24 protein-coding genes are annotated in these 26,159 nt (G+C 72.9%); 5 read left to right on the forward strand and 19 right to left on the reverse strand.

Annotation, left to right across the window (positions count from 1 at the left end; genetic code table 11):
- Positions 1-70: 70 nt before the first annotated feature.
- The 11 genes from ACFWP3_RS33260 to ACFWP3_RS33310 form a co-directional block, all read right to left on the reverse strand.
- Positions 71-1,171: a polyprenyl synthetase family protein gene (locus ACFWP3_RS33260; protein ID WP_384228607.1), complete on the reverse strand. Its 1,101-nt coding sequence runs from the start codon at positions 1,169-1,171 to the stop codon at positions 71-73.
- 59 nt (positions 1,172-1,230) lie between these two features.
- The gene (gene hpnE, locus ACFWP3_RS33265; protein WP_384228532.1) at positions 1,231-2,610 is read right to left on the reverse strand and encodes a hydroxysqualene dehydroxylase HpnE; all 1,380 of its coding nucleotides are present in this window, start codon (positions 2,608-2,610) and stop codon (positions 1,231-1,233) included.
- 274 nt (positions 2,611-2,884) lie between these two features.
- Positions 2,885-3,835, reverse strand: a complete 951-nt coding sequence (gene hpnD / locus ACFWP3_RS33270; RefSeq protein WP_384228535.1) for a presqualene diphosphate synthase HpnD — start codon at positions 3,833-3,835, stop codon at positions 2,885-2,887.
- On the reverse strand, positions 3,832-4,761 hold the full coding sequence (hpnC, locus tag ACFWP3_RS33275) for a squalene synthase HpnC (protein WP_384228538.1): 930 nt from the start codon (positions 4,759-4,761) through the stop codon (positions 3,832-3,834). The genes hpnD and hpnC overlap by 4 nt, the downstream gene beginning before the upstream one ends.
- Positions 4,762-5,158: 397 nt before the next feature.
- Positions 5,159-5,941, reverse strand: coding sequence for an ABC transporter ATP-binding protein (locus ACFWP3_RS33280; RefSeq protein WP_384228540.1), 783 nt, complete (start codon positions 5,939-5,941; stop codon positions 5,159-5,161).
- Entirely contained in the window at positions 5,934-6,863 is a 930-nt protein-coding gene (locus tag ACFWP3_RS33285) for an ABC transporter permease (RefSeq protein ID WP_384228543.1), read from the reverse strand. Before ACFWP3_RS33285 ends, ACFWP3_RS33280 begins: the two co-directional genes overlap by 8 nt.
- A 95-nt stretch (positions 6,864-6,958) precedes the next feature.
- On the reverse strand, positions 6,959-7,840 hold the full coding sequence (locus ACFWP3_RS33290; RefSeq protein ID WP_384228608.1) for a glycosyltransferase family 2 protein: 882 nt from the start codon (positions 7,838-7,840) through the stop codon (positions 6,959-6,961).
- An 8-nt stretch (positions 7,841-7,848) separates the two neighbouring features.
- The gene (locus ACFWP3_RS33295) at positions 7,849-8,628 is read right to left on the reverse strand and encodes a CDP-alcohol phosphatidyltransferase family protein (protein WP_384228545.1); all 780 of its coding nucleotides are present in this window, start codon (positions 8,626-8,628) and stop codon (positions 7,849-7,851) included.
- The gene (locus ACFWP3_RS33300) at positions 8,606-9,667 is read right to left on the reverse strand and encodes an iron-containing alcohol dehydrogenase family protein (RefSeq protein WP_384228548.1); all 1,062 of its coding nucleotides are present in this window, start codon (positions 9,665-9,667) and stop codon (positions 8,606-8,608) included. The genes ACFWP3_RS33295 and ACFWP3_RS33300 overlap by 23 nt, the downstream gene beginning before the upstream one ends.
- Positions 9,655-10,419: a sugar phosphate nucleotidyltransferase gene (locus ACFWP3_RS33305; protein ID WP_384228550.1), complete on the reverse strand. Its 765-nt coding sequence runs from the start codon at positions 10,417-10,419 to the stop codon at positions 9,655-9,657. The genes ACFWP3_RS33300 and ACFWP3_RS33305 overlap by 13 nt, the downstream gene beginning before the upstream one ends.
- Complete coding sequence (locus tag ACFWP3_RS33310; RefSeq protein ID WP_384228610.1) at positions 10,416-12,200, reverse strand: DUF5941 domain-containing protein; 1,785 nt, start codon at positions 12,198-12,200, stop codon at positions 10,416-10,418. The genes ACFWP3_RS33305 and ACFWP3_RS33310 overlap by 4 nt, the downstream gene beginning before the upstream one ends.
- A 387-nt stretch (positions 12,201-12,587) precedes the next feature.
- On the opposite strand from ACFWP3_RS33310, the gene ACFWP3_RS33315 reads away from it, so the two are divergent.
- Positions 12,588-13,937 (forward strand): GNAT family N-acetyltransferase, encoded by a 1,350-nt coding sequence (locus ACFWP3_RS33315; protein ID WP_384228553.1) that lies wholly within the window; start codon positions 12,588-12,590, stop codon positions 13,935-13,937.
- A 142-nt stretch (positions 13,938-14,079) separates the two neighbouring features.
- Complete coding sequence (idi, locus tag ACFWP3_RS33320; RefSeq protein ID WP_384228555.1) at positions 14,080-14,679, forward strand: isopentenyl-diphosphate Delta-isomerase; 600 nt, start codon at positions 14,080-14,082, stop codon at positions 14,677-14,679.
- Positions 14,680-14,694: 15 nt separating this feature from the next.
- Here idi and ACFWP3_RS33325 read toward each other — a convergent pair whose 3' ends face one another.
- Together ACFWP3_RS33325 and ACFWP3_RS33330 are read right to left on the reverse strand one after the other, a co-directional pair.
- The gene (locus ACFWP3_RS33325) at positions 14,695-15,237 is read right to left on the reverse strand and encodes an ATP-binding protein (protein ID WP_384228556.1); all 543 of its coding nucleotides are present in this window, start codon (positions 15,235-15,237) and stop codon (positions 14,695-14,697) included.
- 94 nt (positions 15,238-15,331) lie between these two features.
- A complete protein-coding gene (locus ACFWP3_RS33330) occupies positions 15,332-16,009 on the reverse strand; it encodes an HdeD family acid-resistance protein (protein WP_384228559.1) in 678 nt (225 codons plus the stop codon).
- Between the two features lie 77 nt (positions 16,010-16,086).
- On the opposite strand from ACFWP3_RS33330, the gene ACFWP3_RS33335 reads away from it, so the two are divergent.
- A complete protein-coding gene (locus ACFWP3_RS33335) occupies positions 16,087-16,851 on the forward strand; it encodes an enoyl-CoA hydratase/isomerase family protein (protein WP_384228562.1) in 765 nt (254 codons plus the stop codon).
- On the opposite strand, the gene ACFWP3_RS33340 is transcribed toward ACFWP3_RS33335, so the two are convergent.
- Positions 16,838-17,464, reverse strand: a complete 627-nt coding sequence (locus tag ACFWP3_RS33340; RefSeq protein WP_384228565.1) for a DJ-1/PfpI family protein — start codon at positions 17,462-17,464, stop codon at positions 16,838-16,840. The genes ACFWP3_RS33335 and ACFWP3_RS33340 overlap by 14 nt on opposite strands.
- A 237-nt stretch (positions 17,465-17,701) precedes the next feature.
- Between ACFWP3_RS33340 and ACFWP3_RS33345 the strand changes: the two genes are divergently transcribed.
- Together ACFWP3_RS33345 and ACFWP3_RS33350 are read left to right on the forward strand one after the other, a co-directional pair.
- Positions 17,702-19,339, forward strand: coding sequence for an ABC-F family ATP-binding cassette domain-containing protein (locus ACFWP3_RS33345; protein ID WP_384228567.1), 1,638 nt, complete (start codon positions 17,702-17,704; stop codon positions 19,337-19,339).
- 319 nt (positions 19,340-19,658) lie between these two features.
- Positions 19,659-19,922: a hypothetical protein gene (locus ACFWP3_RS33350; RefSeq protein ID WP_384228570.1), complete on the forward strand. Its 264-nt coding sequence runs from the start codon at positions 19,659-19,661 to the stop codon at positions 19,920-19,922.
- Positions 19,923-19,991: 69 nt separating this feature from the next.
- Here ACFWP3_RS33350 and ACFWP3_RS33355 read toward each other — a convergent pair whose 3' ends face one another.
- The 5 genes from ACFWP3_RS33355 to ACFWP3_RS33375 form a co-directional block, all read right to left on the reverse strand.
- Entirely contained in the window at positions 19,992-20,765 is a 774-nt protein-coding gene (locus tag ACFWP3_RS33355; protein WP_384228573.1) for an SDR family NAD(P)-dependent oxidoreductase, read from the reverse strand.
- Positions 20,762-21,934, reverse strand: coding sequence for an MAB_1171c family putative transporter (locus ACFWP3_RS33360; protein WP_384228575.1), 1,173 nt, complete (start codon positions 21,932-21,934; stop codon positions 20,762-20,764). The genes ACFWP3_RS33355 and ACFWP3_RS33360 overlap by 4 nt, the downstream gene beginning before the upstream one ends.
- Positions 21,924-22,424, reverse strand: coding sequence for a hypothetical protein (locus ACFWP3_RS33365; RefSeq protein WP_384228578.1), 501 nt, complete (start codon positions 22,422-22,424; stop codon positions 21,924-21,926). Before ACFWP3_RS33365 ends, ACFWP3_RS33360 begins: the two co-directional genes overlap by 11 nt.
- A gap of 261 nt (positions 22,425-22,685) precedes the next feature.
- Entirely contained in the window at positions 22,686-25,163 is a 2,478-nt protein-coding gene (locus ACFWP3_RS33370) for a Tex family protein (RefSeq protein ID WP_384228580.1), read from the reverse strand.
- Between the two features lie 84 nt (positions 25,164-25,247).
- Positions 25,248-26,111: a hypothetical protein gene (locus ACFWP3_RS33375; RefSeq protein WP_384228583.1), complete on the reverse strand. Its 864-nt coding sequence runs from the start codon at positions 26,109-26,111 to the stop codon at positions 25,248-25,250.
- Positions 26,112-26,159 lie beyond the last annotated feature (48 nt).

Consider the following 26,159-nt stretch of genomic DNA (forward strand, 5'->3'; position numbering starts at 1 on the left):
CGCCTCCCCTCAGTCGGGGGAGGCGGCGCCGGCCGGCGACTCGCGAGTCATATCCGCTTCCGTGCGGCGTTCACCTCTTGCGCACGACGACGAAGTCGGCGAGGGCCACGAGCTGGTCGCGCACCCGCCGGGGCATGTCGACGTCGTCCAGGGCCCTGATCGCCACCGCGTGCTGACGGCGCGCCTCGTCGGCGGTCCACTGGCGTCCGCCGGCCGCCTCGATGAGCGCCGCGCGGGCCGCGAACTCCTCCTCCGAGAAGTTCTCGAAGTCGTTGCTCTTGGCGTCGGCGGCGAGCAGCTGGGCGAGTTCCTCGGCGGCGGGCCCCTTGGCGGCGAGGGCGGCGACCACCGGCAGGGACTTCTTGCGCTGGCGCAGGTCGCTCCAGGTCTGCTTGCCGGTGGCGTCCGGGTCGCCCCAGATGCCGAGCAGGTCGTCCACGGCCTGGAAGGCGAGGCCCAGGTGGTAGCCGTACTCCTCGAGCTTGTCGGCCGTGCGGTCGTCCGCGCCTCCGAGGACGGCGCCGATGGAGACCGAGCAGGCGAGCAGTGCGCCCGTCTTGTTGCCCTCCATCTCCAGGCACTCCTCGACGCTGACGCGCTCGCGGTGCTCGTAGGAGATGTCCTGGGCCTGGCCGTCGATGAGCTTGCGGCTGGCCGTGGTCAGCCGGCGCGCCGCGCGGCCCGCCTCGACGGTGCCGAGCTCCAGCAGCACCTCGTTGGCGAGGGCGAACAGCGCGTCGCCGACGAGGATCGCCAGCGCCGGGCCGTGCACCTTCCACACCGTGTCGCGGTGGCGGCGCTGCTCGTCGCCGTCCATCAGGTCGTCGTGGAGCAGCGAGAAGTTGTGCACGAGCTCGACGGCCACGGCGCCCGGGATGCCGACCTCGGCGGCCGCGCCCGCGGCCTCGGCGGAGAGCAGCGCGAGGGCGGGCCGGACGGCCTTGCCGCCGTCGCCGTCCGCGGGGTTGCCCTGGGCGTCGATCCAGCCGAAGTGGTAGGCGGCGACGGTGTCCATGGGCGCGGCGAGCCGGTCCACGGCGGCGCGGAGCGCGGGCGTGGACAGCGTGCGGCCCCGCTCCAGGAGCGCGAGCGTGTCGGCCTTCTCCGCTCCCCCGCCGGCTGCGCCCACGCTGGCATCCGTGTTCTCGACAGCCGGATTCCCCGGGTTCACTGGCTCTCCTCTGGTTCCTGTACGTGCTGTGCCGGTGGTGCTGGTGGTGCTGGTGGTCGTCATGCCGCCTCCTGCAGAGGGTGTTCGCGGGGGCGGCCGAGCGCGGTGAGCGCGGCGTGCGCCGCGCTCATTCCGCTCCGGACGGCGCTCTCCATGGTCGCGGGCCAACCGGTGGCAGTCCACGCACCGGCCAGATACAGCCCCGGCGTGTCGGTCCGCGCGCCGGGGCGCAGCCGTCCGACGCCGGGTGCGGGAGCGAAGGTGGCCGTCCGCTCCCGGGTGACGAAGAAGTCCCGTACCTTGGCGCCGCGCGCGGCGGGCAGCAACCGCTCCAGCTCGGGCAGGTACTTGGCGCGCAGGACGGAGACCGGCTCGTCGATGTCGTCCTGCGCGGCGGACTGGGACAGGGCCAGGTACTGGCCGCCGTCGGGGAGCCCGGAGGAGTCGGTGCGGTCGAAGACCCACTGCACCGGGGAGCCGAGCGCCGCGAAGAAGGGCTGCTTGAGGACCTTGCGGTCGTAGACGACGTGGACGTTGAGGATCGGTGCGGTGCCGATGTCGAGCAGCTTGTCGGGGTCGGGGAGCGCGCCGGCCGGCAGCAGTCCGTGCGCCTCGCGCTGCGGGACGGCCAGGACCACGGTGCCGGCGTCGAGGGACTCGTCCTCGGTGTCGACCCGCCAAGCCCCTTCGGGGGTACGGGAGATGGCGGTGACCCGGCTGCGCAGCCCGGTGCGCACGCCGGCCGCGTCGAGGGCCTTGCGGGCGAGCGTGTCGTGCAGGTCGCCGAGCGGTACCCGGGCCCAGCCGATGTCGGCGGCGCCGTTCTCGGAGAGCAGGCCGGTCTTGAAGACCATGGCGGCCAGGCCGAGGGAGGAGTTCTGGGCGGTGGCGTTGAGGGTCGCGATGCCGACGAGGTCCCACAGGGCCTCGATGGTCCGGGGGGACTGCCCGTAGCGGCCGAGCCAGGTGGCGAAGTCCAGGCCGTCCAGCGCCGGGTCGGCGGGGTCGAGCCGGCGCAGCGCGAGGGCGGCGCGGCCGACGCTCGCGCGTTCGGCCAGGGACAGGTGCGGGTAGCGGGCCAGTGATCCGGCCAGGTGCAGCGGGACGGGCAGGGCGCTGCGGCGCAGCCGTCCGAGGCGCGGTCCCCCGGCGCGGGCGACGTCGAGGACGGGTACGTCGAGCCGGTCCTGGAGCGGTGCGAGGGCGGCGCCGTCGACGCGGTCGAGGAACCACCGGTAGGCGGTGCAGCAGCGCAGGTAGACGTGCTGGCCGTTGTCCACGGTGAGTTCGCCGCGCTTGAACGAGAACGCCAGCCCGCCGAGGCGCGGGCGGCCTTCGAGCAGGGTCACCCGGAGCCCGGCGTCGGCGAGTTCGAGCGCGGCCGTGACCCCGGCGAGCCCTCCGCCGACGACGACGGCCCGCTGACCGCTGCCGCTCATGCGCCCTCCCCCGTCCTGTTCTTGCCCGCCGCCGCGGCCGTGCACCGCCGCGGCGCGGTACGCGCCGTGCCCCCGTCCGCCGCGCGCCCGCACCGGCCGGCCCGGTACGGCTGCCGCGCGCCGGGCACCCGGGCCCCGCCCGCGAAGCCCGCCGGGACAGACGCGTGCGCCGGCCGGGTGGTTGCCCGGGCCGGGGGCGCGGGCCGTACGGGGGCGCGCCGGACGCCGGGCGCGGCCGGGCGCGGGTCGGCCTGAGGGCGGGTGGTCGGGGGCATCAGGTGCGCCTCCGGGTGGTCTGGCGGGAGATGGTCCGGGCGTCGAGGCCCGAGAGGCCGCGCACGGCGACGTACGCCTTCTCGTGCGGCGGCAGCGAGACGCGGCCGCGCAGGACCGCCTCCGGCTCCCGCTCGATGCGGTCGAGGAGGCGCCGGTAGATGCCGGCCATGGCGGCCACGCAGGCGCCGCTGCGCCGGTCGAGCATCGGCAGCAGCCGGTAGCCCTCGGCGAACAGCGCCCGGGCGCGCCGCACTTCGTGGTGGACGAGTCCGGCGAAGTCGGATCCCTCGGGGGCCCGGTCGCCGTGGAAGCCTTCGGAGCAGCCGAACTTGGCCAGGTCCTCGGCGGGCAGGTAGGTGCGCCCGTTGGCCGCGTCCTCGCGAACGTCCCGCAGGATGTTGGTGAGTTGCAGGGCGAGGCCCAGCGTGTCGGCGTACTCGGCGGCGCGCGCGGAGTCCGGTACCCCGGGCGCGGTGCCGAACACGCCGAGCGAGAGCCGCCCGATGGCCCCGGCCACGCACCGGCAGTAGGCCTTGAGGTCGTCCCAGGTCTCGTACGTCTCGCCGCGCACGTCCATCAGGACGCCGTCGATGAGCTCGTCGAGGCCGCCGAGGGGGATCGGGAAGCGGCGCGCGGCGTGTGCGAGGGCGACGGCGACGGGGTCGGTGTCGTCCTCGTCGATCTCCTCGGCGCGGATCTTCCCGAGCAGGGCGCGGGTCTCCTCCAGCCGGACCAGCTTCGCCTCGGGCGCCAGCGTGCCGTCGCCGATGTCGTCGACCCGCCGGGAGAAGGCGTACAGCGCGGACATCGCCTGCCGCTTGTCGGTGGGCAGCAGCCGGATGCCGTACGCGAAGTTGCGCGCCTGCGATCCGGTGACGGCCTCGCAGTAGCCGTATGCCGCCAGGACCGGCGCGGACACGTGTGTGGGGCCCTCCACGGTCGGGCTCACCCCTTTCTCGGCGCAGTGCGCAGGACGGCGGCCACCTCGCGGATCAGGCCGCTCTTGGTGGGCTTGGGCGGGCCGGGGAGTACGTCGAAGCCGGCGGCGGTGACGGCTCTCAGGGCGGCACGCCCCCCTCCCACGAAGCCCGCGAGCAGCAGCCGGAGTCTGCCGTGCACGCTACCCACGAGGGGGGTGCCTTCATTCAGCAGCTCCCGCGCGCGTTCGGTTTCGTATGCGATCAGGGCGCGTACGGACGCGCCGGCGGTCGGGGCCTTGAGGTCGGGCTCGGCGACGTGGAAGCGCCGCATGTCCTCGGCGGGCAGGTAGATCCGGTCCCGGGCGAGGTCCTCGGTGACGTCCTGGAGGTGCTCGGCGATCTGCAGGGCCGTGCAGACGGCGTCGGAGCGGCGGATCCGCTCGGGGGTGGCGGTGCCGGTGAGGGAGAGGACGAGGCGGCCGACGGGGTTGGCGGAGAGCTCGCAGTAGGCGAGGAGGTCCCCGTACGTCTCGTAGCGCGCGACCCGCTGGTCCTGGCGGTTGGCCTCGATGAGCCCGAGGAACGGCTCGGGGGTGAGCCGGTGGGCGCGGACGACGGGCTGGAGGGCCTGCATCAGCGGGTGGCGCGGCGGGCCGTCGGTACCGCCGAAAACGCGCCACAGGTCGGCCTCGAAGGCGTCGAGCATGGCGAGCCGGTCGTCCACCGCGGCCGGACCGAGGCCCAGCAGCACGGCGTCGCGGCCGCCGGGGGCCAGGTCTCCGTCGCCGATGTCGTCGACGAGGCGGGCGTAGCCGTAGACCGCCGTCAGACCGTCGCGCCAGGCGCGGGGCAGGAACGCGGGGGCCACGGGGAAGTTCTCCGCGGCGGCCTTGCCGAGGGTGGCGCGTGCGTGGACCGTGTCGGACAGGGGTCGGATGCCGTCCCCCGGGGTCACCGCCCGCCGCCCGGGGCGGGGACGGCCGTCGCGCCTGGGGGCCGGAGAATTCCCATAGCCATTGCCGTCACATCTCCCGTTCTACACTGCCGACCCAATACATCCTATTTCGGACACGCCGCCCGGGTTTCCCCGGGGTACGCCAGGCCGTTCACCTGCGGGGAATCGTCCCCTCTTGCCGCGATTCAGGACTGCTTCAGCTTACGCTGTACAACGGCTCGAAGACCTCTGGGGTATTCACCGCGCCACCGAATGTCGCCACCGAATGCCGCCGCCGAATGCCGCCGCCGAATGTCACCACCCCGCGGCGGCGGCAATTGCCGCGACACGCCGAGGCCCCCGCCGCGCTGAGCGGCGGGGGCCTCGGCGGTCCGGCCGGGGGCGGCGGGGCCGGTGCTCAGCCGCTGGTGGCCTTCTCGTAGGCCGAGACGACCTCGTCCGTGGGCCCGTCCATCAGGAGCTCGCCCTTTTCCAGCCACAGCACCCGGTCACAGGTGTCGCGGATGGACTTGTTGTTGTGGCTCACCAGGAAGACGGTGCCGGCCTTCTCCCGCAGTTCGCGGATGCGGTTCTCGGAACGCACCTGGAAGCTGCGGTCACCGGTGGCCAGGGCCTCGTCGATCATCAGGACGTCGTGGTCCTTGGCGGCCGCGATGGAAAAGCGCAGGCGCGCCGCCATTCCGGAGGAGTAGGTGCGCATCGGCAGGGAGATGAAGTCGCCCTTCTCGTTGATCCCCGAGAAGTCGACGATGCCCTGGTAGCGCTCCTTGATCTGCTCGCGGCTCATGCCCATCGCGAGACCGCCGAGGACGATGTTGCGCTCGCCGGTCAGGTCGTTCATCAGGGCCGCGTTGACGCCCAGGAGCGAGGGCTGGCCGTCGGTGTAGACCTTGCCGGCCTCGCAGGGCAGCAGGCCCGCGATGGCGCGCAGCAGGGTCGACTTGCCGGAGCCGTTCGAGCCGATGAGGCCGATGGCCTCGCCGCGGTACGCGGTGAAGGTGACCCCGCGCACGGCGTGGACCCTGCGCACGCCCGGCGCGTCGCCCTTGCGGCGGCGGATTATCTTGCTGAGCGCCGCGGTGGCGGCGCCCTTGCCGGCGCTGCCGGTGTTGACGCGGTAGACGATGTGGACATCGTCCGCGATCACGGTGGGGACGCGCCCCTGGGTACTGTCAGCCACGGCCGTAACGCTCCTCAGCCTTCCAGAAGTACACGAACCCGCCGATGCCGATCACCGCGGCCCAGCCGACGGCGAAGAGCCAGACGTGCGGAGGCAGGTTGCTGCTGCCGTAGTCGTCGATCAGGGCGAACCGGATGAGGTCCATGTAGATCGCGACCGGGTTCCACAGCAGGACGTCGCTGATCCACTGCGGCTGGTCCTTGAGGTAGATCCCGATCGGGAACATGACGCCCGACGCGTACATCCAGGTGCGCATCACGAACGGCATCAGCTGTGCCAGGTCGGGGGTTTTGGAGCCCATCCGCGCGAAGATCATGGCGAGGCCGGTGTTGAAAACGAACTGCAGCGCGAGCGTCGGGATCACCAGCAGCCACGAGAGCCGCGGGTAGTTCCCGAAGCTGACCGCGATCACGAAGACGACGATCATCGAGTACATCAGCTGCTGGAGCTGCTGGAGCGAGAACGACACCGGCAGGGCGGCCCGCGGGAAGTGCAGGGCGCGCACCAGCCCGAGGTTCCCGGAGATCGCCCGGACGCCAGCCATCACCGAGCTCTGGGTGAAGGTGAAGACGAAGATGCCCATCATCAGGAACGGGACGTAGACGCCGGAGGGCATCTCCTTGCCCGCGCCGAGGATGAGGCCGAAGATCAGCCAGTAGACGGCCGCGTTCAGCAGTGGGGTCGCCACCTGCCAGACCTGACCGAGTTTCGCCTGGCTGTACTGGGCGACCAGCTTGGCCCGGGAGAAGGCCAAGATGAAGTGGCGCCGGCCCCAGAGCTGCCGCACGTACTCGACCAGACCGGGCCGGGCCCCGCTCACGGAGAGGCCGTACTTCCTGGCGAGCTCCGCGGGGCTCAGCCCCGCGTCTTCGGACGGCGGCCTGCTCGTGGCGAGGGCGCCGTCGTGGGTTGTGTCACTCACAAGTTGAAACTTTCGTCTTCAAGATGCGGCCAGGTCGGGCATCAGGCTGGTGGCACGAGGCCCGTGATCGCGCCATGTTCCCAGACGCGGGCCCCTCAGATGACAGGAGGTCGGCCCAGCCGGGTCAACCGCCAGACCGTACGCCATCTCATGGGGTGGCGCGGACCGCAGGGAGTGGTCCACCCCTCCCTGAATCCGCCGAACCAGGCCTTGAGCGCGGGCACCGAGGGCCTGCGCAGGAGCGTCAGCAGGAGCCAGACGCCCAGGTAGACCGGGACCAGCGGAGCGGGCAGGTTGCGGCGGGCGAGCCACACCCGGTTACGAGCCACCATACGGTGGTAGACCGCGTGCCGGGAGGGGGCTGTGGTCGGGTGCAGCAGCACCATGTCCGCCCGGTAGTCGATCAGCCACCCTGCGTCGAGCGCCCGCCAGGCGAGATCGGTTTCCTCGTGCGCGTAGAAGAACTCCCCCGGCAGCGGCCCGACCTGCTCGAACACCTTCGTGCGGACCGCGTTGGCGCCGCCCAGGAAGGTGGTCACCCGCGAGGAGCGCATCGGGTCCGAGGCCCGCAGCCGCGGCACGTGGCGGCGCTGCGTGATACCGGTCTCAGGGTCCGCGATCCGGAAGCTGACGATCCCGAGCTCGGGGTCCTCCGCGAAGGCCTGCCGGCACAGCTCGGCGGTGTCGGTGCGCTCCAGCAGGCCGTCGTCGTCCAGGAAGAGCAGCGCGTCGACCTCGCTGCCGCCGGGGCCGAAGGCCTCGATGCCGACGTTGCGTCCGCCGGGGATGCCCAGGTTCTCGGGGAGGTCGACGGTACGGACGCCCGGCGGCAGGTCCGTGAGGCCGGAGACCTGGACGCCCTGGCCCACCACGACCACCTCGACGGGGTCGCCGTCCTGCCGGGCGACCGAGTCGAGCAGCGCCTTGAGCTCGTCCGGCCGGTTGCCCATGGTGATGATCACGGCGCCCAGCCGCATCGGCGTACTCACTTGAGCCTGCTGGAGGCCAGGATCGACACCAGGTGCAGCACGGTCTGGAGCAGCGCGATGGCGGCGAGCACGGCGACGCCGACCCGGGAGTAGAACAGGTCGCCGCGGACCTGGTCCACGACGGCCAGCACCAGGATGAGCAGCGAGGCCTCGATGCCGAGGACGAGCCGGTGGAACTTGAGCGCGGCGGCGGCCCGGCGGGCCAGCGCCATGCCGGAGGAGCGCGGCTCCGCGGCGGCGTCCTTGACCACGGGCTTGCCGGCCTGGTGGCGGGCGACGCCGACCAGGTCGGTCTCGGCCTTGATCAGGATCGCGCCGAGCGCCGCCAGGGTGCCCAGGAAGGCCCACAGCCAGTCGATCCGGCCGCCGCCCCACAGGTCCGCGGCACGCAGGCCGAAGCCCACGAGCACCGCCGCGTCGCACAGGTAGGCGCCGACCCGGTCCAGGTACACGCCGGACAGCGAGAACTGCTTCTTCCAGCGGGCGACCTCGCCGTCGACGCAGTCGAGCAGCAGGTACAGCTGGACCGCGATCACGCCGAGGACGGCGCCCCAGACGCCCGGCACCAGCAGGGCCGGGGCGGCGAGCACGCCGGCGAGCGTCATCAGGTAGGTCAGCTGGTTCGGCGTGACCTTGGTGGTGACCAGGTAGCGGGTGATGCGCAGGGAGATCTCGCGCATGTAGAGGCGACCGCCCCAGTGCTCGCCGCTGACCCGGTCCTTCACGCCCGCCGGGTGAACGACGGGCCGGAGTTCAGCTACGGATGGTCTTGGCATAGTCGGCGTAAGCATCCCTGATCTCGGCGGCGGACAGGTTGAGGTGCTCCAGGATCGTGAAGCGTCCCGGGCGGGTCTGCGGGGCGTACTCGACGGCCGTGACGAACTCGTCGATGCTGAAGCCGATCTCCTCGGGGGTCACCGGCAGGCCGTGCCGGCGCAGTACGTCCACGAAGAGCCCGGACTTCTCGTCGGCCCCGCGCAGGTGCATCGCGAAGGCGGCACCCATGCCGACCTGCTCGCCGTGGAGCGCGGAGCGCCCCGGATAGAGCAGGTCGAAGGCGTGGCTGATCTCGTGGCAGGCGCCCGACGCGGGGCGGGTGTCCCCGCTGATCGACATGGCGATGCCGGTGAGGACGAGCGACTCGGAGAGCACGGTGAGGAACTCGTCGTCCCCGCAGCCTCCGGGGTGGCGCAGCACGGACTCGCCTGCGGTACGGGCCATGGCGGCGGCCAGGCCGTCGACGGGCTCGGCGGTGATCTTGTGCGAGAGCTCCCAGTCGGCGATCGCCGAGATGTTGGAGATCGCGTCGCCGACGCCGGCGCGGATGAACCGCACCGGGGCTTCCTTGATCACGTCGAGGTCGATCACCATGGCGATCGGGGTGGGCACGCCGTAGGAGCCGCGGCCGTTGTCGTTGTCCAGGATGGACACCGGCGAGCAGATGCCGTCGTGCGAGAGGTTGGTGGCGACGGCCACCATGGGCAGCCCGACCCGCGCAGCGGCGTACTTCGCCACGTCGATGATCTTGCCGCCGCCCAGGCCCACGACGGCGTCGTAGCGGCGGCCCTTTATGTCGTCGGCCAGCTTGACCGCGGAGTCGATGGTGCCGTCCACGACGGCGTACCAGTCGGCGTGCGGCAGCACGGGCTCGAGCCTGGCGCGCAGCGCCACGCCCGAACCCCCGCTGATCGCGATCGCGAGCTTGCCGGAGGCGGAGATCCGCTGGTCGGCCAGCAGGCCGGCCAGGTCGTCCATCGCTCCGCTGGCGATGTCGACGACGACGGGCGAGGGGATGAGCCTCGTCAGTACTGGCATGCGATCGTCCGGCCCTTGGCGAGGTCGTCGTGGTTGTCGATCTCGACCCACTTGACGTCGCCGATGGGAGCCACGTCGATGGTGAAACCGTCGTTCACGAGCTGCTGGTAGCCGTCCTCGTAGTAGAGGTCGGGGTCGCGCTCGAAGGTGGTCTTCAGGGCCTCGGCCAGCTGCTCGGCGGCCTCGGCCTCGATGAGCGTGACGCCGATGTACTCGCCGGTCGCGTCGGCCGGGTCCATCAGCTTGGTGATCTTCTGCACAGCTCCCCCAGTGGCGGGGCCGGTGGCGGTGACGACCTTCATCTCCTCGTCGGCCAGGTTCTTGACCGTGTCGAGGGCGAGGATGATCTTCTGGCCGTTGCCGCGGGCGGCGAGCAGGGTCTCCTCGACGGAGACCGGGTGGACGGTGTCGCCGTTGGCGAGGATCACGCCCTGCTTGAGGACCTCACGCGCGCACCACAGGGAGTAGGCGTTGTTCCACTCCTCGGCCTTGTCGTTGTCGATCAGCGTGATCCTGACGCCGTACTTGGCCTCCAGGGCCTCGCGGCGCTCGTACACGGCTTCCTTGCGGTAGCCGACGACGATGGCGACCTCGGTGAGGCCGACGGCGGCGAAGTTGCCGAGCGTCAGGTCCAGGACCGTGAGGCTCTCCTCCGCGCCTTCGGGGCCGACGGGCACGAGGGCCTTGGGCAGGGTGTCGGTGTAGGGACGCAGACGGCGTCCGGCACCGGCAGCGAGTACAAGGCCGATCATGCTGGTTCTCCTTCGTCATGTACGGCGGGTGCCCCGGAGGAGACCCAGAAGCGGATGCTCTCCACGAGCACCACGAGTGCCACGGCCACGGCCATGGCCGTGAGCGCGACGGGGAAGTCCGATGGGCGCGCCGCGAGGACGGCGGCCAGCACCGTGGTCACCAGGACCCGGCCCTCGTGGCCGCCGATCGTCCGCACCAGCCAGTGCGGCGGCGCGCCGGTGCCGCCGCGAATGCGGTACACCGTGTCGTAGTGATGGTAGGCGACCGCCGCGATCAGGCCGAATGCCGCGGGAAGGGCCCCGGGGACGTCCGCCTTGGCGGCGAGCACCAGGACCGTGACGTACTCGGCGGCCCGGAACAGCGGCGGGATCAGCCAGTCCAGGGCGCCCTTGAGGGGTGCGGCGACGGCCAGCCCGGACGCCATGGCGTAGATCACCGCGGCGGCGGTCAGCCGCGGGTCGCCGAACGGCAGCCACAGGGTCGCGCCGATCATCAGCAGCGCGCCCAGGGCCGCGACGTACACGGATCCGGCGGACCCGGCGCGGCCGCGCAGCAGCCGGGCCTGGAGCTCGGCGAGCGGGCCGGAGTCCGTGAGGTCGTACAGGGCCCGGGCGGCCCGGTCGGTGCGGGTCGCCTTGCGGGTCAGGGAGCGCAGGACCCGCCCGGCGGTGGTGTAGAGCGCACCGAAGGCGCAGCCGACGAGCAGGGCGTAGAAGACGATGCGGGGGGTGGTGACGGCGGTCAGGACCGCGATCATCGCCCAGCGCTCGCCGATCGGCAGGATGATCATCCGGCGGACCCAGACGGTCCAGCCGACGCTGTCGAGCCGGTCGGAGAGGGCGGCCGTGGGGCTGGTGTTGGCCGTCGCGTCGTGGTTGGCCTCGTTGAAGGAGAAGTCCACGACGTGCCGGCAGGTCATGAGGATCATCGCGCCGAGCGCGAGCGCCCATACGTCGTCGCCGTGCCGGGCCGCGCCGAGGGCGAGGCCCGCGTAGAAGGCGTACTCCTTGGCACGGTCGAAGGTCGCGTCGAGCCAGGCGCCCATCGTCGAGTACTGGAGCGAGTAGCGGGCGAGCTGCCCGTCGGTGCAGTCCAGGACGAAGGAGAAGAGGAGCAGCACGCCGGCCGCGACGTAGCCCCAGCGCTCGCCGGTGGCGGCGCAGCCGGCCGCGATCAGCGCGGTGGCCAGCGAGGCGGTGGTGACCTGGTTCGGGGTCAGGCCGCGGCGCGCGCACCAGCGGGCGAGGTGGCGCGAGTACGGGCTGATGAAGAAGGTGGTGAAGAAGCCGTCGCGGGACTTCACGGCGGTCCGCAGGCGCACGGCCTCGTCGTCGACGGCGGCGACGGCGGCGACGGCCGCGTCCCGGTCCGCCGCGGTGGCGGGGACGGCGGCGACGAGGGTGCCGAGCTCGGGCCGCTGGACGGCCGTTCCGGAGGCCTCGACCGCGGCGGCGAGCCGGTCGGCGTAGGGGCCCGCGCCGTCGGCGGGGGCGGCGGCGGCCCGGTCGAGCGCCGCGCGGGCGCCGGGCTGGACCGCGAGGGCCCCGGTCACCGCCGAGGCGTCGAAGCGGGGGTCGGTCAGCGCGAGGCGCAGCGTGTGCACGTGCCCGACGAAGGCGCTGTCCACGACGGCCACCCGCTGGTCCGCGGGTACGGCGGCCAAGGCGGCGGCGGCGTCCTGGGGACCGGCGGCGGGGCGGACCTCGAAGCCGAGTGAGCGCAGCTCGTCAGCGAGCGGTGATCCGGGGACCGGCAGGCCGGTGAGGATGACGGTCGGCAGACGAACTCACTCCTTGTAACGAAGTCCGGACTGGCTCCGGACGGGCGCCTCATGGGGCGGCGGCACGTCGGCAGAGGCTATCGGATGAATGGAAGCAGGGGTTCACCACCCGTTTACGCCCTGATAAGCCGAATATCCCGGGCCCCCGGGGCAGGGCGTGATCATCATTGACGATCACGTGCGGTACCACAAACGGCGCGGATGTTACGGTGGACACGCCCCTGATCGAGTCCAGTGGAAAGAGGTGGGTTGATGACCGTCGCAGCCGTCGCTGCCCTGCGCAGCGAGCTCCGGTGCATCCCCCATTTCCCCCGGGCGACCGGCCGGGCCTGACTCAGACACGCTGAACGGCCCCGTCGGCCGGTGCCCCCGTTCCAAGGGTTCACGTTGACCGACAACATCAACAGCTTCAAGGACGCCTTCTTCGCGCTGCACCGCGGCCTGCCCCGGCAGGGTCCCGGTTCGGACGCGACCACCCGGCACCTGCTCTCCCTGTGCGGACCGCTGCCCGAGCGGCCGCGCGTCCTCGACCTGGGCTGCGGCCCGGGCCGCAGCGCCCTGCTGCTGGCCGCCGAGGCCGGTGAGCACGGCGCCGAGGTGACCGCCGTCGACCTCCACGCACCGTTCCTCGAGGAGCTCCGTGACGCCGCCGCGGCCCGCGGGCTCGGCGACCGGATCCGCACCGTCAGGGCGGACATGGGCGCACTCGGCGAGGCGGCCCCCGAAGGCTCCGCCGACGGGCCCGACGGGCCCGATGGCTTCGAGGGCTCCGAGGGCTTCGAGGGCTTCGCCGACGGATCGTTCGACCTCGTCTGGGCGGAGGGCTCCGCCTACCTCATCGGCTTCGACACCGCGCTCGCGCGGTGGAAGCGGCTGCTCGCCCCCGGCGGCACCCTCGTGCTGACCGAGTGCCAGTGGACCGTCGAGGAGCCGTCCGCCGGCGCCCGCGCCTTCTGGGACGAGGCGTACCCGCTGCGCACCACCGGCGGCAACCTGGCGGCCGCCCAGGCCGCCGGGTACCGGGTGCTCGGCGTGCACCACCTGCCCGACTCGGACTGGGCCGAGTACTACGGCCCGCTCGCCGAGCGGGTCGAGTCCCACCCCGGCGGCGCGGATCCGGCGACGGCCGCGGCGCTGGCCGGCGCCCGCGAGGAGCTCGCCCTGCGGTCCCGGCACGGGCACGAGTACGGGTACACGGGCTACGTCCTGCGCCCGGTGACCGCCGGGGACGGCGGCGCCTGGCCGGCCCGGCCGGAGACCCCGGCCGACGTGGCCGCCGTACGGGCCGTCAACCTGGCGGCCTTCGAGACCCCGCTGGAGGCGGATCTCGTGGACGCGCTGCGCGCGGACGACGCCTGGGTGCCCGGGCTGTCGTACGTGGCGGAGGGCCCGGACGGGTCGGTGGCGGCGCACGCGCTGCTCACCGTGTGCCGGGTGGACGGGGCACGGGCGCTCGCGCTCGCCCCGGTGGCCGCCGACCCGGCGCTCCAGCGCTCGGGCGCGGGCAGCTCGGTCGTACGGGCCGTGCTCGCGGCGGCCAAGGAGCGCGGGGAGTCGCTGGTCCTCGTGCTGGGCCACCCGGAGTACTACGCGCGCTTCGGGTTCGTGCCGGCCTCGCACTTCGGCATCCGGGCGCCCTTCGAGGTTCCGGACGAGGCGATGATGGCGCTGGTACTGGACGATTCCGTTCCGGTGCCCGCGGGCACGATCGGATATCCGGCGCCGTTCGGGGTCTGACACCGCCGGTGCGGGGCCCGATGTGATCTGCCCCCCGTCGCTTATCACGCGACGGGGGGCAGACATGCGCGGATCTCCGAAGTGGGGACAAGCCTCTTTTATACGGCAGACTGAAGGCCGGAGTCCGAAGCGAAGGATGGGTATGCCGACACCACCAGCCACCGCCGCGAGCAGCGCGACCAACGGCACCGGTACTCAAGAACCGATCATGCTCGAACTGGTCGACGAGTCCGGCAACACCATCGGCACGGCGGAGAAGCTCTCCGCTCATCAGGCACCCGGGCTGCTGCACCGGGCGTTCTCCGTGTTCCTCTTCGACGAGCAGGGCCGTCTGCTGCTCCAGCAGCGGGCCCTCGGGAAGTACCACTCCCCCGGCGTCTGGTCGAACACCTGCTGCGGTCACCCCTACCCCGGGGAGTCGCCGTTCGCGGCCGCGGCCCGGCGGACCCACGAGGAGCTGGGGCTGTCGCCCTCGCTGCTCGCGGAGGCGGGCACGGTCCGCTACAACCACCCGGACCCCGCGTCGGGTCTGGTGGAGCAGGAGTTCAACCACCTTTTCGTGGGACTGGCCCAGTCGGCCCTGCGGCCGGATCCGGAGGAGGTCGGGGACACCGCCTTCGTCACCGCCGAGGAGCTGGCGAAGCGGCACGCCGAAGTGCCGTTCTCGGCCTGGTTCATGACCGTGCTGGACGCGGCGCGGCCGGCGATCCGCGAACTGACCGGTGACGCCGCGGGCTGGTAGCCCGGCCCGCACGGTTCACACGACGGGGGTCGCGGGTGCGGCCGGGGCCGTGAGCGGCAGGGCCGCCCAGATGACCTTGCCGCCCGTCGACGTGTGCTCGACGTCGCAGACCCCGCCGGCCTCCAGCGTGATCTCCCGTACCAGGAGCAGGCCCCGGCCGCCGGTCTGGCCGAAATCCGCCTCCAGTGCCTTGGGGCGGTACGGGTGGTTGTCCTCGACGGCCACCCGTACCCACTCGCGGCCGATCGCGACCTCGACGGCGACCTCCGGGGAGAGCAGGGCCGCGTGCCGGACCGAGTTCGTCACGAGCTCGGAGACGATCAGCAGCAGCGAGTACACGAGGTCCTGCCGGCCGGCCACCCCCTGCCGCCCGAGCAGGTCCCGGACCGCGCGGCGGGCCTGCGGAACGGATTCTTCTACTGCGGGAGCGGTGAACCGCCACACTCCCTCGTAGGCGAGGGGGTCGGCCGGAGCCTCTGGCTCCGCCTCCCGGGCTGGCGGGACGTTCCCGCTGACATCCATCTTCCGTCCCCCGTCTTCACGCTCGATCGTCTCCACACGTCAAGAGTGGGGAACAGCCTGATCCGGGCCGCGCCGCTGACCATAAGTCAGCGTCTATCGGGCACTTTCTGACCAATGGCGTATGACAGAGTCAGTTGTTCGACTGTTCCTGATCTTCTGCGGGACGCTTCTCGGCCGCCTCTCCGGCCCCCGCCGCGGCGGCGGACTCCGGCTCTGGCACGTCGTCGCTGACCAACCCCAGGATGCGCCGGGCTCCCATGCCCACCGCCACCAGGCTCAGACCGTCGAACAGCAGGGCGAGGGAGAAGAAGGCTCCGATCACGTAGAGGCTGTTGCCGGGCCAGCCGGACAGGATCAGGATGCCGAGCAGGACCCCGAAGGCGCCCTGGACGAGCGAGAGCCCGAAGTTCGCCCCGCGCACCACGAGGGCGCCGGCGAGCCGGAACAGCCCGCCGGTGAGGAAGAGCAGCGCGGCGAACATGGTCAGCGCCTCGGCGCTCGCCTCGGGCCGGCGCAGGATCACGAACCCGGCCGCCAGATTGACCGCGGCGACGATGACGGCGAGCCAGAAGTAGTTGCTCTTGCGGGACTGGACGGCTTGCAGCAGTCCCACCAGACCGCCGATGAGCAGCAGCCAGCCGAAGAGGAACATCGACGTCAGGGTGGCCACGCCGGTGTAGACCAGACCCACCAGGCCGGCCAGCACGAGGATCACCCCGAGCGCGGCGAGCAGCCCGAAACTGCGGGTGAGCTGCTTCTTCTCGCGCTGCGGCTCCCGGCCCTTGCCCTGGGTACGGTCTGCGTCCATGGACGTGCCACCTCCTCGCACCCCCCGGACGGACTCCCCCGATCATAGGTTTGCCGCACCGGGATAGCATCCGGCGCATGGACGCAGCCGGGGGCGCAGCCCTCCTCCACACCGTCGCCGACGGGGTCGCCACCGTCGTCATCTCGCACCCCGCCAAGCGCAACGCCATGACGGCCGCCATGTGGCGGGCCCTGCCGGAACTGCTGCCGGAACTGGCGGCCGACCCGGCCGTACGGGTGCTCGTGCTGACCGGGGCCGGAGCGACCTTCTGCGCGGGCGCCGACATCTCCTCGCTGACCGGTGACGGGCAGGAGGACCCGCAGGCGCTGTCCGTGATGGCGGAGGAGGCGCTGGCCGCCTTCCCGAAGCCGACGCTGGCCGCGGTCCGCGGGTTCTGCGTGGGCGGCGGGAGCCAGCTGGCGGCCGCCTGCGACCTGCGGTTCGCCGAGGAGGGGGCCTCCTTCGGGGTGACCCCGGCGAAGCTGGGCATCGTCTACCCGGCCTCCTCGACCCGGCGGCTGGCCCGGCTGGTCGGCCCGGCCGCCGCCAAGTACCTGCTCTTCTCGGCGGAGTTGATCGACGCGGAGCGGGCGCTGCGCACCGGCTTCCTGGACGAGCTGCTGCCCGCGGGCCAACTCGACAAGCGGGTCGCCGAGTTCGCGCGGGTGCTGGTCTCACGCTCGCAGCTGACGCAGGCGGCGGCCAAGGAGTTCGCTGACGGGCGGACGGACCGGGACGCCCACTGGGCGGCGCAGGCCGCCGCGAGCGGCGACACCGCGGAGGGCGTCGCCGCGTTCCTCGAGCGCCGGGCGCCCGTCTTCCGCTGGCCTACCGCGGAGTGACCCCCCGCAGCCGCGCGACGAGCTCGGCCGGAGCCTTGGCCGGGGAACCGGCGTCGTAGGGCGGCTGGGGGTCGTACTCGGTCATCAGCTGGACGGTCTGGGCGAACTCGTCGCCGGCGATCCGGCCAAGCAGGGTCAGGCCCATGTCGATCCCGGCGGAGACGCCCGCCGCGGTGACGTACTTCCCGTCGAAGACCACCCGCTCCCCGGTGGGCTCGGCGCCGAACCGGGGCAGCTGGTCCAGGTACAGCCAGTGGCCGGCGGCCCGGCGTCCGTCGAGCAGCCCGGCCGCGGCCAGCAGCAGAGAGCCGGTGCAGACGGAGGTCGTCCAGGTGGTGGTCGCGTCGACGTCCCGCAGCCACCGCAGCACGGCGGGGTTCTTCATCTCCAGCTCGGGATGCGGTCCGCCCGGCACGAGGACGATGTCGGGCCGGGTCACCTCGTGGAGCGCCTTGTCGGCGACGAGGGCGAGCGACCCGTTGTCGGTCCGCACGGGACCGGGACGCTCGGACACGAAGACCGTCTCGGAGTCCTGGAGCCGGCCGAGCGTGTCGAAGGGCCCGATGGCGTCGAGGGCGGTGAAGCGGTCGTAGAGCAGTACGGCGATCTGCATGGCTCCTCCGGAGCGCTCGCGCGGTGCCGGCCCCCGGCCGGGGGCGGCAGGTCTGCGGGGCGGCCCGGTACGGGCTCCGCACCCCGTCGCGGTGGACGGCCGCGGTGGACGACGAGCACGTTTCGCGACGGCATGGACTCATGGTGTGACGCTTCACCCCGCGGCCGCAACGACGGGCCTCCCCCCTGTCCCGCCCTCGCCGGAGGCCCCCGCCTGCCCGGATAGGATCGGCGCATCATGACTGCAACCCTCGTCGCCAAGAAGCTCACCGCCGCACACGGTGAGCGCACGCTGTTCGCCGATCTCGACCTCGTCGTCGCACCCGGCGACGTCATCGGCCTCGTCGGCGTGAACGGCGCCGGGAAGTCCACCCTGCTGCGCCTGCTCGCCGGGCTGGACACCCCCGAGACCGGTGAGCTGCGGCTCTCCCCGCCCGCCGCCGCCGTCGGCCACCTCCCGCAGGAGCCGGAGCGCCGGCCCGCCGAGTCGGTGCGGGAGTTCCTGGCGCGGCGCACCGGGGTGGCCGCCGCGCAGGCGGAGCTGGACGGGGCGACGCAGGGCCTGGTGGACGGGACCCCGGGCGCGGACGACGCGTACGCGACGGCACTGGACCAGTGGCTGAACCTCGGCGGCGCCGACCTCGACGAGCGGGCGGAGGAGGTCGCCGCCGAGCTCGGCCTCACCGTGGGCCTGGACCTGCCCATGACGGCGCTCTCCGGCGGCCAGGCGGCCCGCGCGGGCCTCGCCTCGCTGCTCCTGTCCCGCTACGACGTCTTCCTGCTGGACGAGCCCACCAACGACCTCGACCTGGACGGTCTGGAGCGGCTGGAGCGGTTCGTGAAGGGGCTGCGCGCGGGCACCGTGGTGATCAGCCACGACCGCGAGTTCCTGACCCGGACCGTCACCAAGGTCCTCGAACTCGACCTGGCGCAGCAGCAGATCAACCTCTACGGCGGCGGCTACGACGCCTACCTGGAGGAGCGCGAGCGCGCCCGCGGCCACGCCCGCGAGGAGTTCGAGGAGTACGCGGGCAAGAAGGCGGCCCTGGAGGGCCGGGCCCAGATGCAGCGCAACTGGATGGACAAGGGCGTGCGCAACGCCCGCCGCAAGGCGAGCGACAACGACAAGATCGGCAAGAACCTGCGCGGCGAGTCCAGCGAGAAGCAGGCCGCCAAGGCCCGCCAGACGCAGCGGGCGATCGAGCGGCTGGAGGTCGTCGAGGAGCCGCGCAAGGAGTGGGAGCTGCGCATGGAGATCGCGGCGGCCCCGCGCTCCGGCTCGGTGGTGGCCACCCTGCGCGAAGCGGCCGTCAGGCGCGGCGACTTCGCCTTCGGCCCGGCCAGCCTGCAGATCGACTGGGCGGACCGGGTGGCGATCACCGGGGCCAACGGCGCGGGCAAGTCGACCCTGCTGGCCGTCCTGCTCGGCCGGGTGGCCCCGGACTCCGGTTCCGCCACTCTCGGTTCGGGCGTGCTGATCGGCGAGGTGGACCAGGCCCGCGGCCTGTTCCTCGGCGACGAACCGCTGCTGGAGGCGTTCTGCGCGGCCGTCCCGGACACCGAGCCGGCCGAAGTCCGCACCCTGCTCGCCAAGTTCGGCCTCAAGGCCGCCCACGTGCTGCGCCCGGCGGCCACCCTCTCCCCGGGCGAGCGCACCCGCGCCGCCCTGGCCCTGCTCCAGGGCCGCGGGGTCAACCTGCTGGTGCTGGACGAGCCCACCAACCACCTCGACCTCCCGGCGATCGAGCAGCTGGAGTCCGCCCTGGAGGAGTACGAGGGCACCCTGCTGCTGGTCACCCACGACCGGCGCATGCTGGACGCCGTTTCGGTGACGCGGCGCCTGCGGGTCGAGGACGGCAGGGTCACCGAGCTCTAGCCGGCGGGCCGCGCGGGCGGGCGGGTCCCGGCCTCCCGAGGTGCCGACCGGCTCGTACGCGACTAGCCTTTGTGGGTGAGAGCCGCACCTGCGGAGCACGCCCCCATGGCCGAAGTGCCGCGTCAGCAGGGGTTGCACCTCTGACGCGAGCCTGCTTCGGAACTCGCGCGGGGCCCGGGCCACCCATGCCCGGAGATGTGCTTCCGCACCTCCAGCGGCTCTGTATCCGATCCGCGCTGCGCATTCTGGTTCTGCGGCCGCGGTTCCGCTCCCTCCTGCCTCTCAGAGGTGTGAGCGGACGGAAGGAAAGGGAAGTTCCATGCATGCACAGAGAGCGAAGCGCCTCTTCGTGGTCTCCGCCGCCGGTCTTCTGATGGCTGGTGGGGCCGCGCTCGGTACGGCGGGCACCGCCTCGGCGGCAACCCCCACGCAGTCAGTCAGTTATGTCACCGGCGGTGGCTGGGACCACGACGATGACGACTACGGCGGCCACGGCGGCTGGCGTCACGGCGGCTGGGACCACGACGACGACAAGGGTTACGGAGGATACGGAGGATACGGCCACGGCCGAGGCGGCTGCTGATCCGTCGCCTTCACAGCACACCGTGCGCGGACCGGTCACCGGGCCGCGCATCGGTCTGCCGCGGTGGCCTCAGCCCTCCGCCGGCGCGCGCCGCTCGCGGGCCATCCTGCGCGCCACGAAGGCGCGCGGGAGGTGGCGGGCGGCCAGCGCGTACGCCCGGTAGCGGCGGCCCGTGATGCTGAGCGGCCGGCGCAGCGCGAGGTCGCGCAGCGCCTGGTCGACCACGTCCCGCGGCTCCAGCCACACCGCCTCGCGCAGGGAGCTGACGTCCATCCCGGCGCGCTCCTGGAACTCGGTGCGGGTGAAGCCCGGGACCACCGCCAGGACGCGGACCCCGTACGGCTCCATGTCCACCCGCAGCGACTCGCTGAACGCGGTGAGCCAGGCCTTGGCCGCGCCGTAGGTCCCGGTGGGCAGCAGTCCGGCCACCGAGGAGACGTTGACCACCGCGCCCCTGCGCCGCTCGCGCAGCCCCGGCAGCACGGCGTGGGTGAGCCGCAGCGGGACCTTGACCAGCAGGTCGAGCATCCGCTCCTCGTCCTCGACCGGGCTGTACGGGAAGGGCGCGGGCAGTCCGAAGCCCGCGTTGTTGACCAGGATGTCCACGGGCCGTGCCCGGGAGGCGAGGCGATCGGCGACCGCCGCGCAGTCCCCCGGGTCCAGCAGGTCGGCGGGCAGCACCTCGGCCGCCGTGCCGAACTCCCGGCCGAGCTCGCGTGCCACGGCCTCCAGCCGCTCCTTGTCCCGGGCCACGAGGACCAGGTCGGCGCCCTTGGCCGCGAAGGCCCGGGCGAAGGCGGCGCCCAGTCCGGCGCTGGCCCCGGTGATCAGTACGGTGGTCACGACGGCTTCACTTCCCGGGTGTACTCGTGGGCGACGTCGACGAGGAACCGGGCCTCCTCGGCCAGGTCCCCGCCCTCGGCCGAGGTCTGGATGGCGGCGGGCAGCTCCAGCGCGGCCGCCTCGCCCGGCTGCCCGGGGGCGCCGGCGAGCTTCGCCCGCCGTGCCTCCTGGAGTACGGAGGCCAGCGCGGCCGCGGTGCGCCGCTGCTCGGGGACCCCGCGTCCGGCGACGCGGCCGCGGGCGTCCTCCAGGGCGCCCGGGGCGACGTACTCGCCCAGGATCAGGATCGCGTCGCGCGTCTCGATCACTTTGCGGTACACGAGCAGGTTGCGCGGGACCGGCGGCCACAGCAGCTCCACCATCCGCCCGGCCCGCGGCTTGTTCAGGGCCACGTGCGGGACGGCCTGGACCAGGTCGCGCCACAGCGGCCAGAGATGCCAGGCGGTGGCAATGTCGGAGGCGGTCCGGCGGAAGGTGAACAGGGTCGGCACGAGGATCGCGGCGGCCCGCAGCAGCCCGTGCACGTTCATCAGCAGCGGCAGGGCGGGCATCGCCCAGGTGCTGCCGAACAGGGCCTTGAGCAGGTACGCGAGCCAGAACAGCCCGGCGAGCGCGGTGCCGAGGCCGAAGAGCCGCAGCCCCGCGGCCAGCCCGCGGCTCTCCGTGCGTCGGCTGTAGCGCCAGCACAGCGCCACGCAGACGGTGTTGGCGACCACGTGCGCGGAGATCAGCACCAGCCAGTACGCGAGGGAGGGCACCGGGTCGCCGACCGGCGGCATGGCGTGCGTGCCGTGCGCGGGCGCCGCGGCGTCCAGCGCGAGCAGTGCCGCGAGCCACCCGACCGTCGCGGTCCAGGAGACGAACCGGAGCCGGCGGCCGCCCGCGGCGGCGGCCACGAAGTAGAGGACGGCGCCGGCCGAGAACACGCCGATGAGGTTGCGGACGAGGCCGATGGAGTGCGCGTAGCCCGCGCCGCGGTCCATCGCGTACGCGACGACGTCGGGCAGGTTCAGGGTCATCGCCGCGGCGGCGGTGGCCACGGCCAGCCATAGGCCGCGCTGCTGTGGGGAGCGCAGGGCGCCCGGGGCGCGGAGCAGGACCGCGAGCCACAGGCACACCACGCTGGGAACGGCGAGCCAGTTCCCGAAGGCGGTCAGGTCAGCTGCCATCGTTCCCCCGCTCGTAGCCCATGGCGGACTCGAGCCGCGCCAGGGTGCCCCGGGCGCGGGCGCCCGACGGCGGGCCGGCGTTCGCCGTGCGGATGCGGATCATGCTGGCGAGCATCTCCGCCTCCTGCTCCTGGCGCGTGGTGTAGTTGGTGCGCCCGAGCACGACCGGGGCGTGCCCGTCGGCCTCCTCGCCCTCCAGCGAGTGGTGGCCGAAGAGGATGTGGCCGAGCTCGTGGAGCACGATGTGCTCCCGGTGCAGCGGGGTGGTCTGCGCCTCGTAGAAGACGTAGTCCACGCTGGCCGTTCCCACCCACAGTCCGCACACGCCTGATTCCGCGGCCTCCTTGGGCAGCGGGTGCAGCTTGATGGGGCGGCCGCGCTGCTCGGCCATACGGCTGCACAGCGCGTCGAGGGAGAACGGATGGGTCAGATCCAGTTGGCCGAGAATGTTCTCGCACCGTTTGCGCAGGCTGAGTTGCCGGTGGGGCATGTGATCCCTCTTCGGACCCTTTCTCGGGCAGCGTCGGTAGGCGTGTGCTGGCATGGGCATGGTGTCCTGTGCCTTCGAAGGCGGCCTCGGGGAATACGTCCTGAGGGGAAAAGCAGAAGCCCGTCCGCCGAGGTGACGAACGGGCGTTCCACCATGCCTACAGATCTTGTACGGGAGTTGGCAAGACGGGCCCCCGGGCGGGGGACCTATTCGGCCATCGCGCAGCAGATCCTCACGCGCCGGGTGGCTGCAACTCTCCGGCTACCGCTTGCGGCGCTCCTCGGGGCCGGTGAGGCCGGCGCGGCGCAGGGCGTCGGCCATCGCGCTGTTGGCGGGCGCGGGAGCCGCGGCGGAAGCGCCGCCGCCCTGCCGCTGGCCCGGACCGCGCCGGCCCTGACCGCCGCCCTGCCGCTGGCCCTGCCCCTGTCCGCGCTGCCCCTGGCCCTGGCCGCCGCCCTGGCCCTGGCCCTGGCCGCCCTGGCCCTGGCCGCCGCCGCGCTGCTGCGGCGGACGCCCGCCGCCCCTGCGCTCCTGGCCCGGCGCGCCCGCTCCGCGCTCCGCGCCGGCCTCGTCCTCCAGCCGGAGGGTCAGCGAGATGCGCTTGCGCGGGATGTCCACGTCCATGACCTTCACACGGACGATGTCGCCCGGCTTGACCACGTCCCGGGGGTCCTTGACGAAGGTCTTCGACAGCGCGGAGACGTGCGCCAGCCCGTCCTGGTGCACGCCGATGTCGATGAACGCCCCGAAGGCGGCCACGTTGGTGACCACGCCCTCCAGGATCATCCCGGGGGCCAGGTCGCCGATCTTCTCCACGCCCTCCTTGAAGGTCGCGGTCTTGAAGGCCGGGCGCGGGTCGCGGCCGGGCTTCTCCAGCTCGCGCAGGATGTCGGTGACCGTGGGCAGACCGAAGGCATCGGTGACGAACGACTCCGGGCGCAGGGAGCGCAGTACGCCGGTGTTGCCGATCAGCGCCGCCACCTCGCCGCCGGCCGTCTTGCCCATCGCCCGGACCACCGGGTACGCCTCGGGGTGCACCGCCGAGCCGTCCAGCGGGTCGTCCCCGCCGCGGATCCGCAGGAAGCCCGCGCACTGCTCGTACGCCTTCGGGCCCAGCCGGGCCACGTCCTTGAGGCCCTTGCGGCTGCGGAAGGGGCCGTTGGCGTCGCGGTGGGCGACGATGTTCTCGGCGAGTCCGCCGCTGATGCCCGACACGCGCGAGAGCAGCGGCGCGGAGGCGGTGTTGACGTCCACGCCGACGCCGTTCACACAGTCCTCGACCACCGCGTCGAGCGAGCGGGAGAGCTTCACCTCGGACAGGTCGTGCTGGTACTGGCCGACGCCGATCGACTTCGGGTCGATCTTGACCAGCTCGGCGAGCGGGTCCTGGAGGCGGCGGGCGATGGAGACCGCGCCGCGCAGCGAGACGTCCATGCCGGGGAGTTCCTGCGAGGCGAAGGCCGAGGCGGAGTACACGGAGGCGCCCGCCTCCGAGACCATCACCTTGGTGAGCTTCAGCTCCGGGTGGCGCGTGATGAGGTCCCCGGCGAGCTTGTCGGTCTCGCGGGAGGCCGTGCCGTTGCCGATGGCGACCAGCTCGACCGCGTGCACCTTCGCGAGGCGGGCGAGCTTGGCGAGGGACTCGTCCCACTTGTTCGCGGGCACGTGCGGGTGGATGACCTCGGTGGCCACGACCTTGCCGGTGGCGTCCACGACGGCGACCTTCACACCGGTGCGGAAGCCCGGGTCCAGGCCGAGCGTCGCCCGCGTGCCGGCCGGGGCGGCGAGCAGCAGGTCGCGCAGGTTCGCGGCGAAGACCCGTACGGCCTCGTCCTCGGCGGCCGCGCGCAGCCGCGTCCGCAGGTCGATGCCGAGGTGCACCTGGATCTTCGTGCGCCAGGCCCAGCGGACCGTGTCGGCCAGCCACTTGTCGCCGGGGCGGTCGCGGTCCGCGATGCCGAAGCGGCGGGCGACCATGCCCTCGTACGTGGACGGGCCGGGGGTCTCGCTCGGCGGCTCCGGCTCCAGCGTGAGGTCGAGGACGTCCTCCTTCTCGCCGCGCAGCATCGCGAGGACGCGGTGCGAGGGCAGCGCGGTGAAGGGCTCGGCGAACTCGAAGTAGTCGGCGAACTTGGCGCCCGCCTCCTCCTTGCCCTCGCGGACCTTCGCGGCGAGCCGGCCCCGGCCCCACATGCGCTCGCGCAGTTCGCCGATCAGGTCGGCGTCCTCGGCGAACCGCTCGGTGAGGATGGCGCGGGCGCCCTCCAGGGCCGCGGCCGGGTCGGCGACGCCCTTGTCGGCGTCGACGAACGCGGCGGCCGCGGCGGCCGGTTCCACGGAGGGGTCGGCGAGCAGCCCCTCGGCGAGGGGCTCCAGACCGGCCTCGCGGGCGATCTGCGCCTTGGTGCGCCGCTTGGGCTTGAAGGGCAGGTAGATGTCCTCGAGCCGGGCCTTGGTGTCGGCCGCGTTGATCCGCGCCTCCAGCTCGGCGTCGAGCTTGCCCTGCTCCCGTACGGAGTCCAGGATCGCGGCGCGCCGGTCCTCCAGCTCGCGCAGATAGCGCAGCCGCTCCTCGAGGGTGCGCAGCTGCGCGTCGTCGAGCATCTCGGTCGCTTCCTTGCGGTAGCGAGCGATGAACGGCACGGTGGAGCCGCCGTCGAGCAGCTCGACGGCGGCCTTGACCTGCCGCTCCCGTACGCCGAGCTCCTCGGCGATCCTGCCTTCGATGGACGTCGTCACGATCGGGTCCCGCCTGCCTTCGTTTGCACTGGAAGGCTGCCAATTGTGTCAGGTGGCGGTGGCGGACGGCGGGAACCCTGCCCGTCAGCCCCGGCCCATGAGGTCCTTGGGGAAGGCTCCGGCGGTCACGGCCTTGACCACGAGGGCGCCGCCGAGCTCGGCGAGGCGGGCCAGGCCGGCCGCGCCGAGGTGCTCGTACGGGGCCGCGTCGAGGCGGTCGGTGTCGGCCTCCAGGCGTTCGCGGACGGCCTTGCCCTCCTCGGTGAGGTCGCCGGCGGCGTCGAGGATCCCGCGCCCGCGCAGCCGGTCGGCCGCGGCGTCGAGGTCGTCCTGGGTCCAGCCGCGCTGGACCTTGAGCCACTTCGGGTTCATGCCCTTGCCGGTGGCGGTGTGGCTGATGAGCGCCTCCACCGGGTCGAGGCCGGCGAGGAGCAGCGCGGCGAGGTGGCCGTCGCCGCGGTGCTCGCGCAGCAGGGTGGTGGCGTGCCACAGCCGCAGGTGCGGCTCCTGCGGTACGGGGAGGTCGGCGTGGGCCGCGTAGAGGGGGCGGGCGTGCCGGGTGCAGGCCTCGGTGGCGCGCATCGCCAGATCGGCGGCCTCGGCGAGCTCGGGCGACGCGACGGTCTCGTCGCCGAGGAGCCGGCGCAGGGTGCCGTCGGCGGCCCGCAGCCGGGCGGCGAGGGCCTGCTCGGGGGTGGTGGCCTCCCAGACGGCGGGCACGTGCCGGGCGACGAGGTCGTGGCGGTAGTTGTAGAAGGCGGCGGTGACCGCACCGGCCCCGACGGCGCCCATCGCGGCGGAGCGGTGGGCGAGGTTGACGGCGACGCGGTCGGTTATCCCGAGGCCCGCGAACTCCTTGGTGATCTCCGGCGAGAAGTAGACGGTGGAGTGCAGCGGGTTGATCGCGGCGTGCCAGCAGCGTCGGGCGGCGAGCGGAGGAAGGGTCATGGACGGCAGGTTACCGACTGTTCGGTATGCCCGGTAGGGCGGCCCCGG

The sequence above is a fragment of the Streptomyces sp. NPDC058525 genome, assembly GCF_042719495.1.
Lineage (GTDB): Bacteria > Actinomycetota > Actinomycetes > Streptomycetales > Streptomycetaceae > Streptomyces.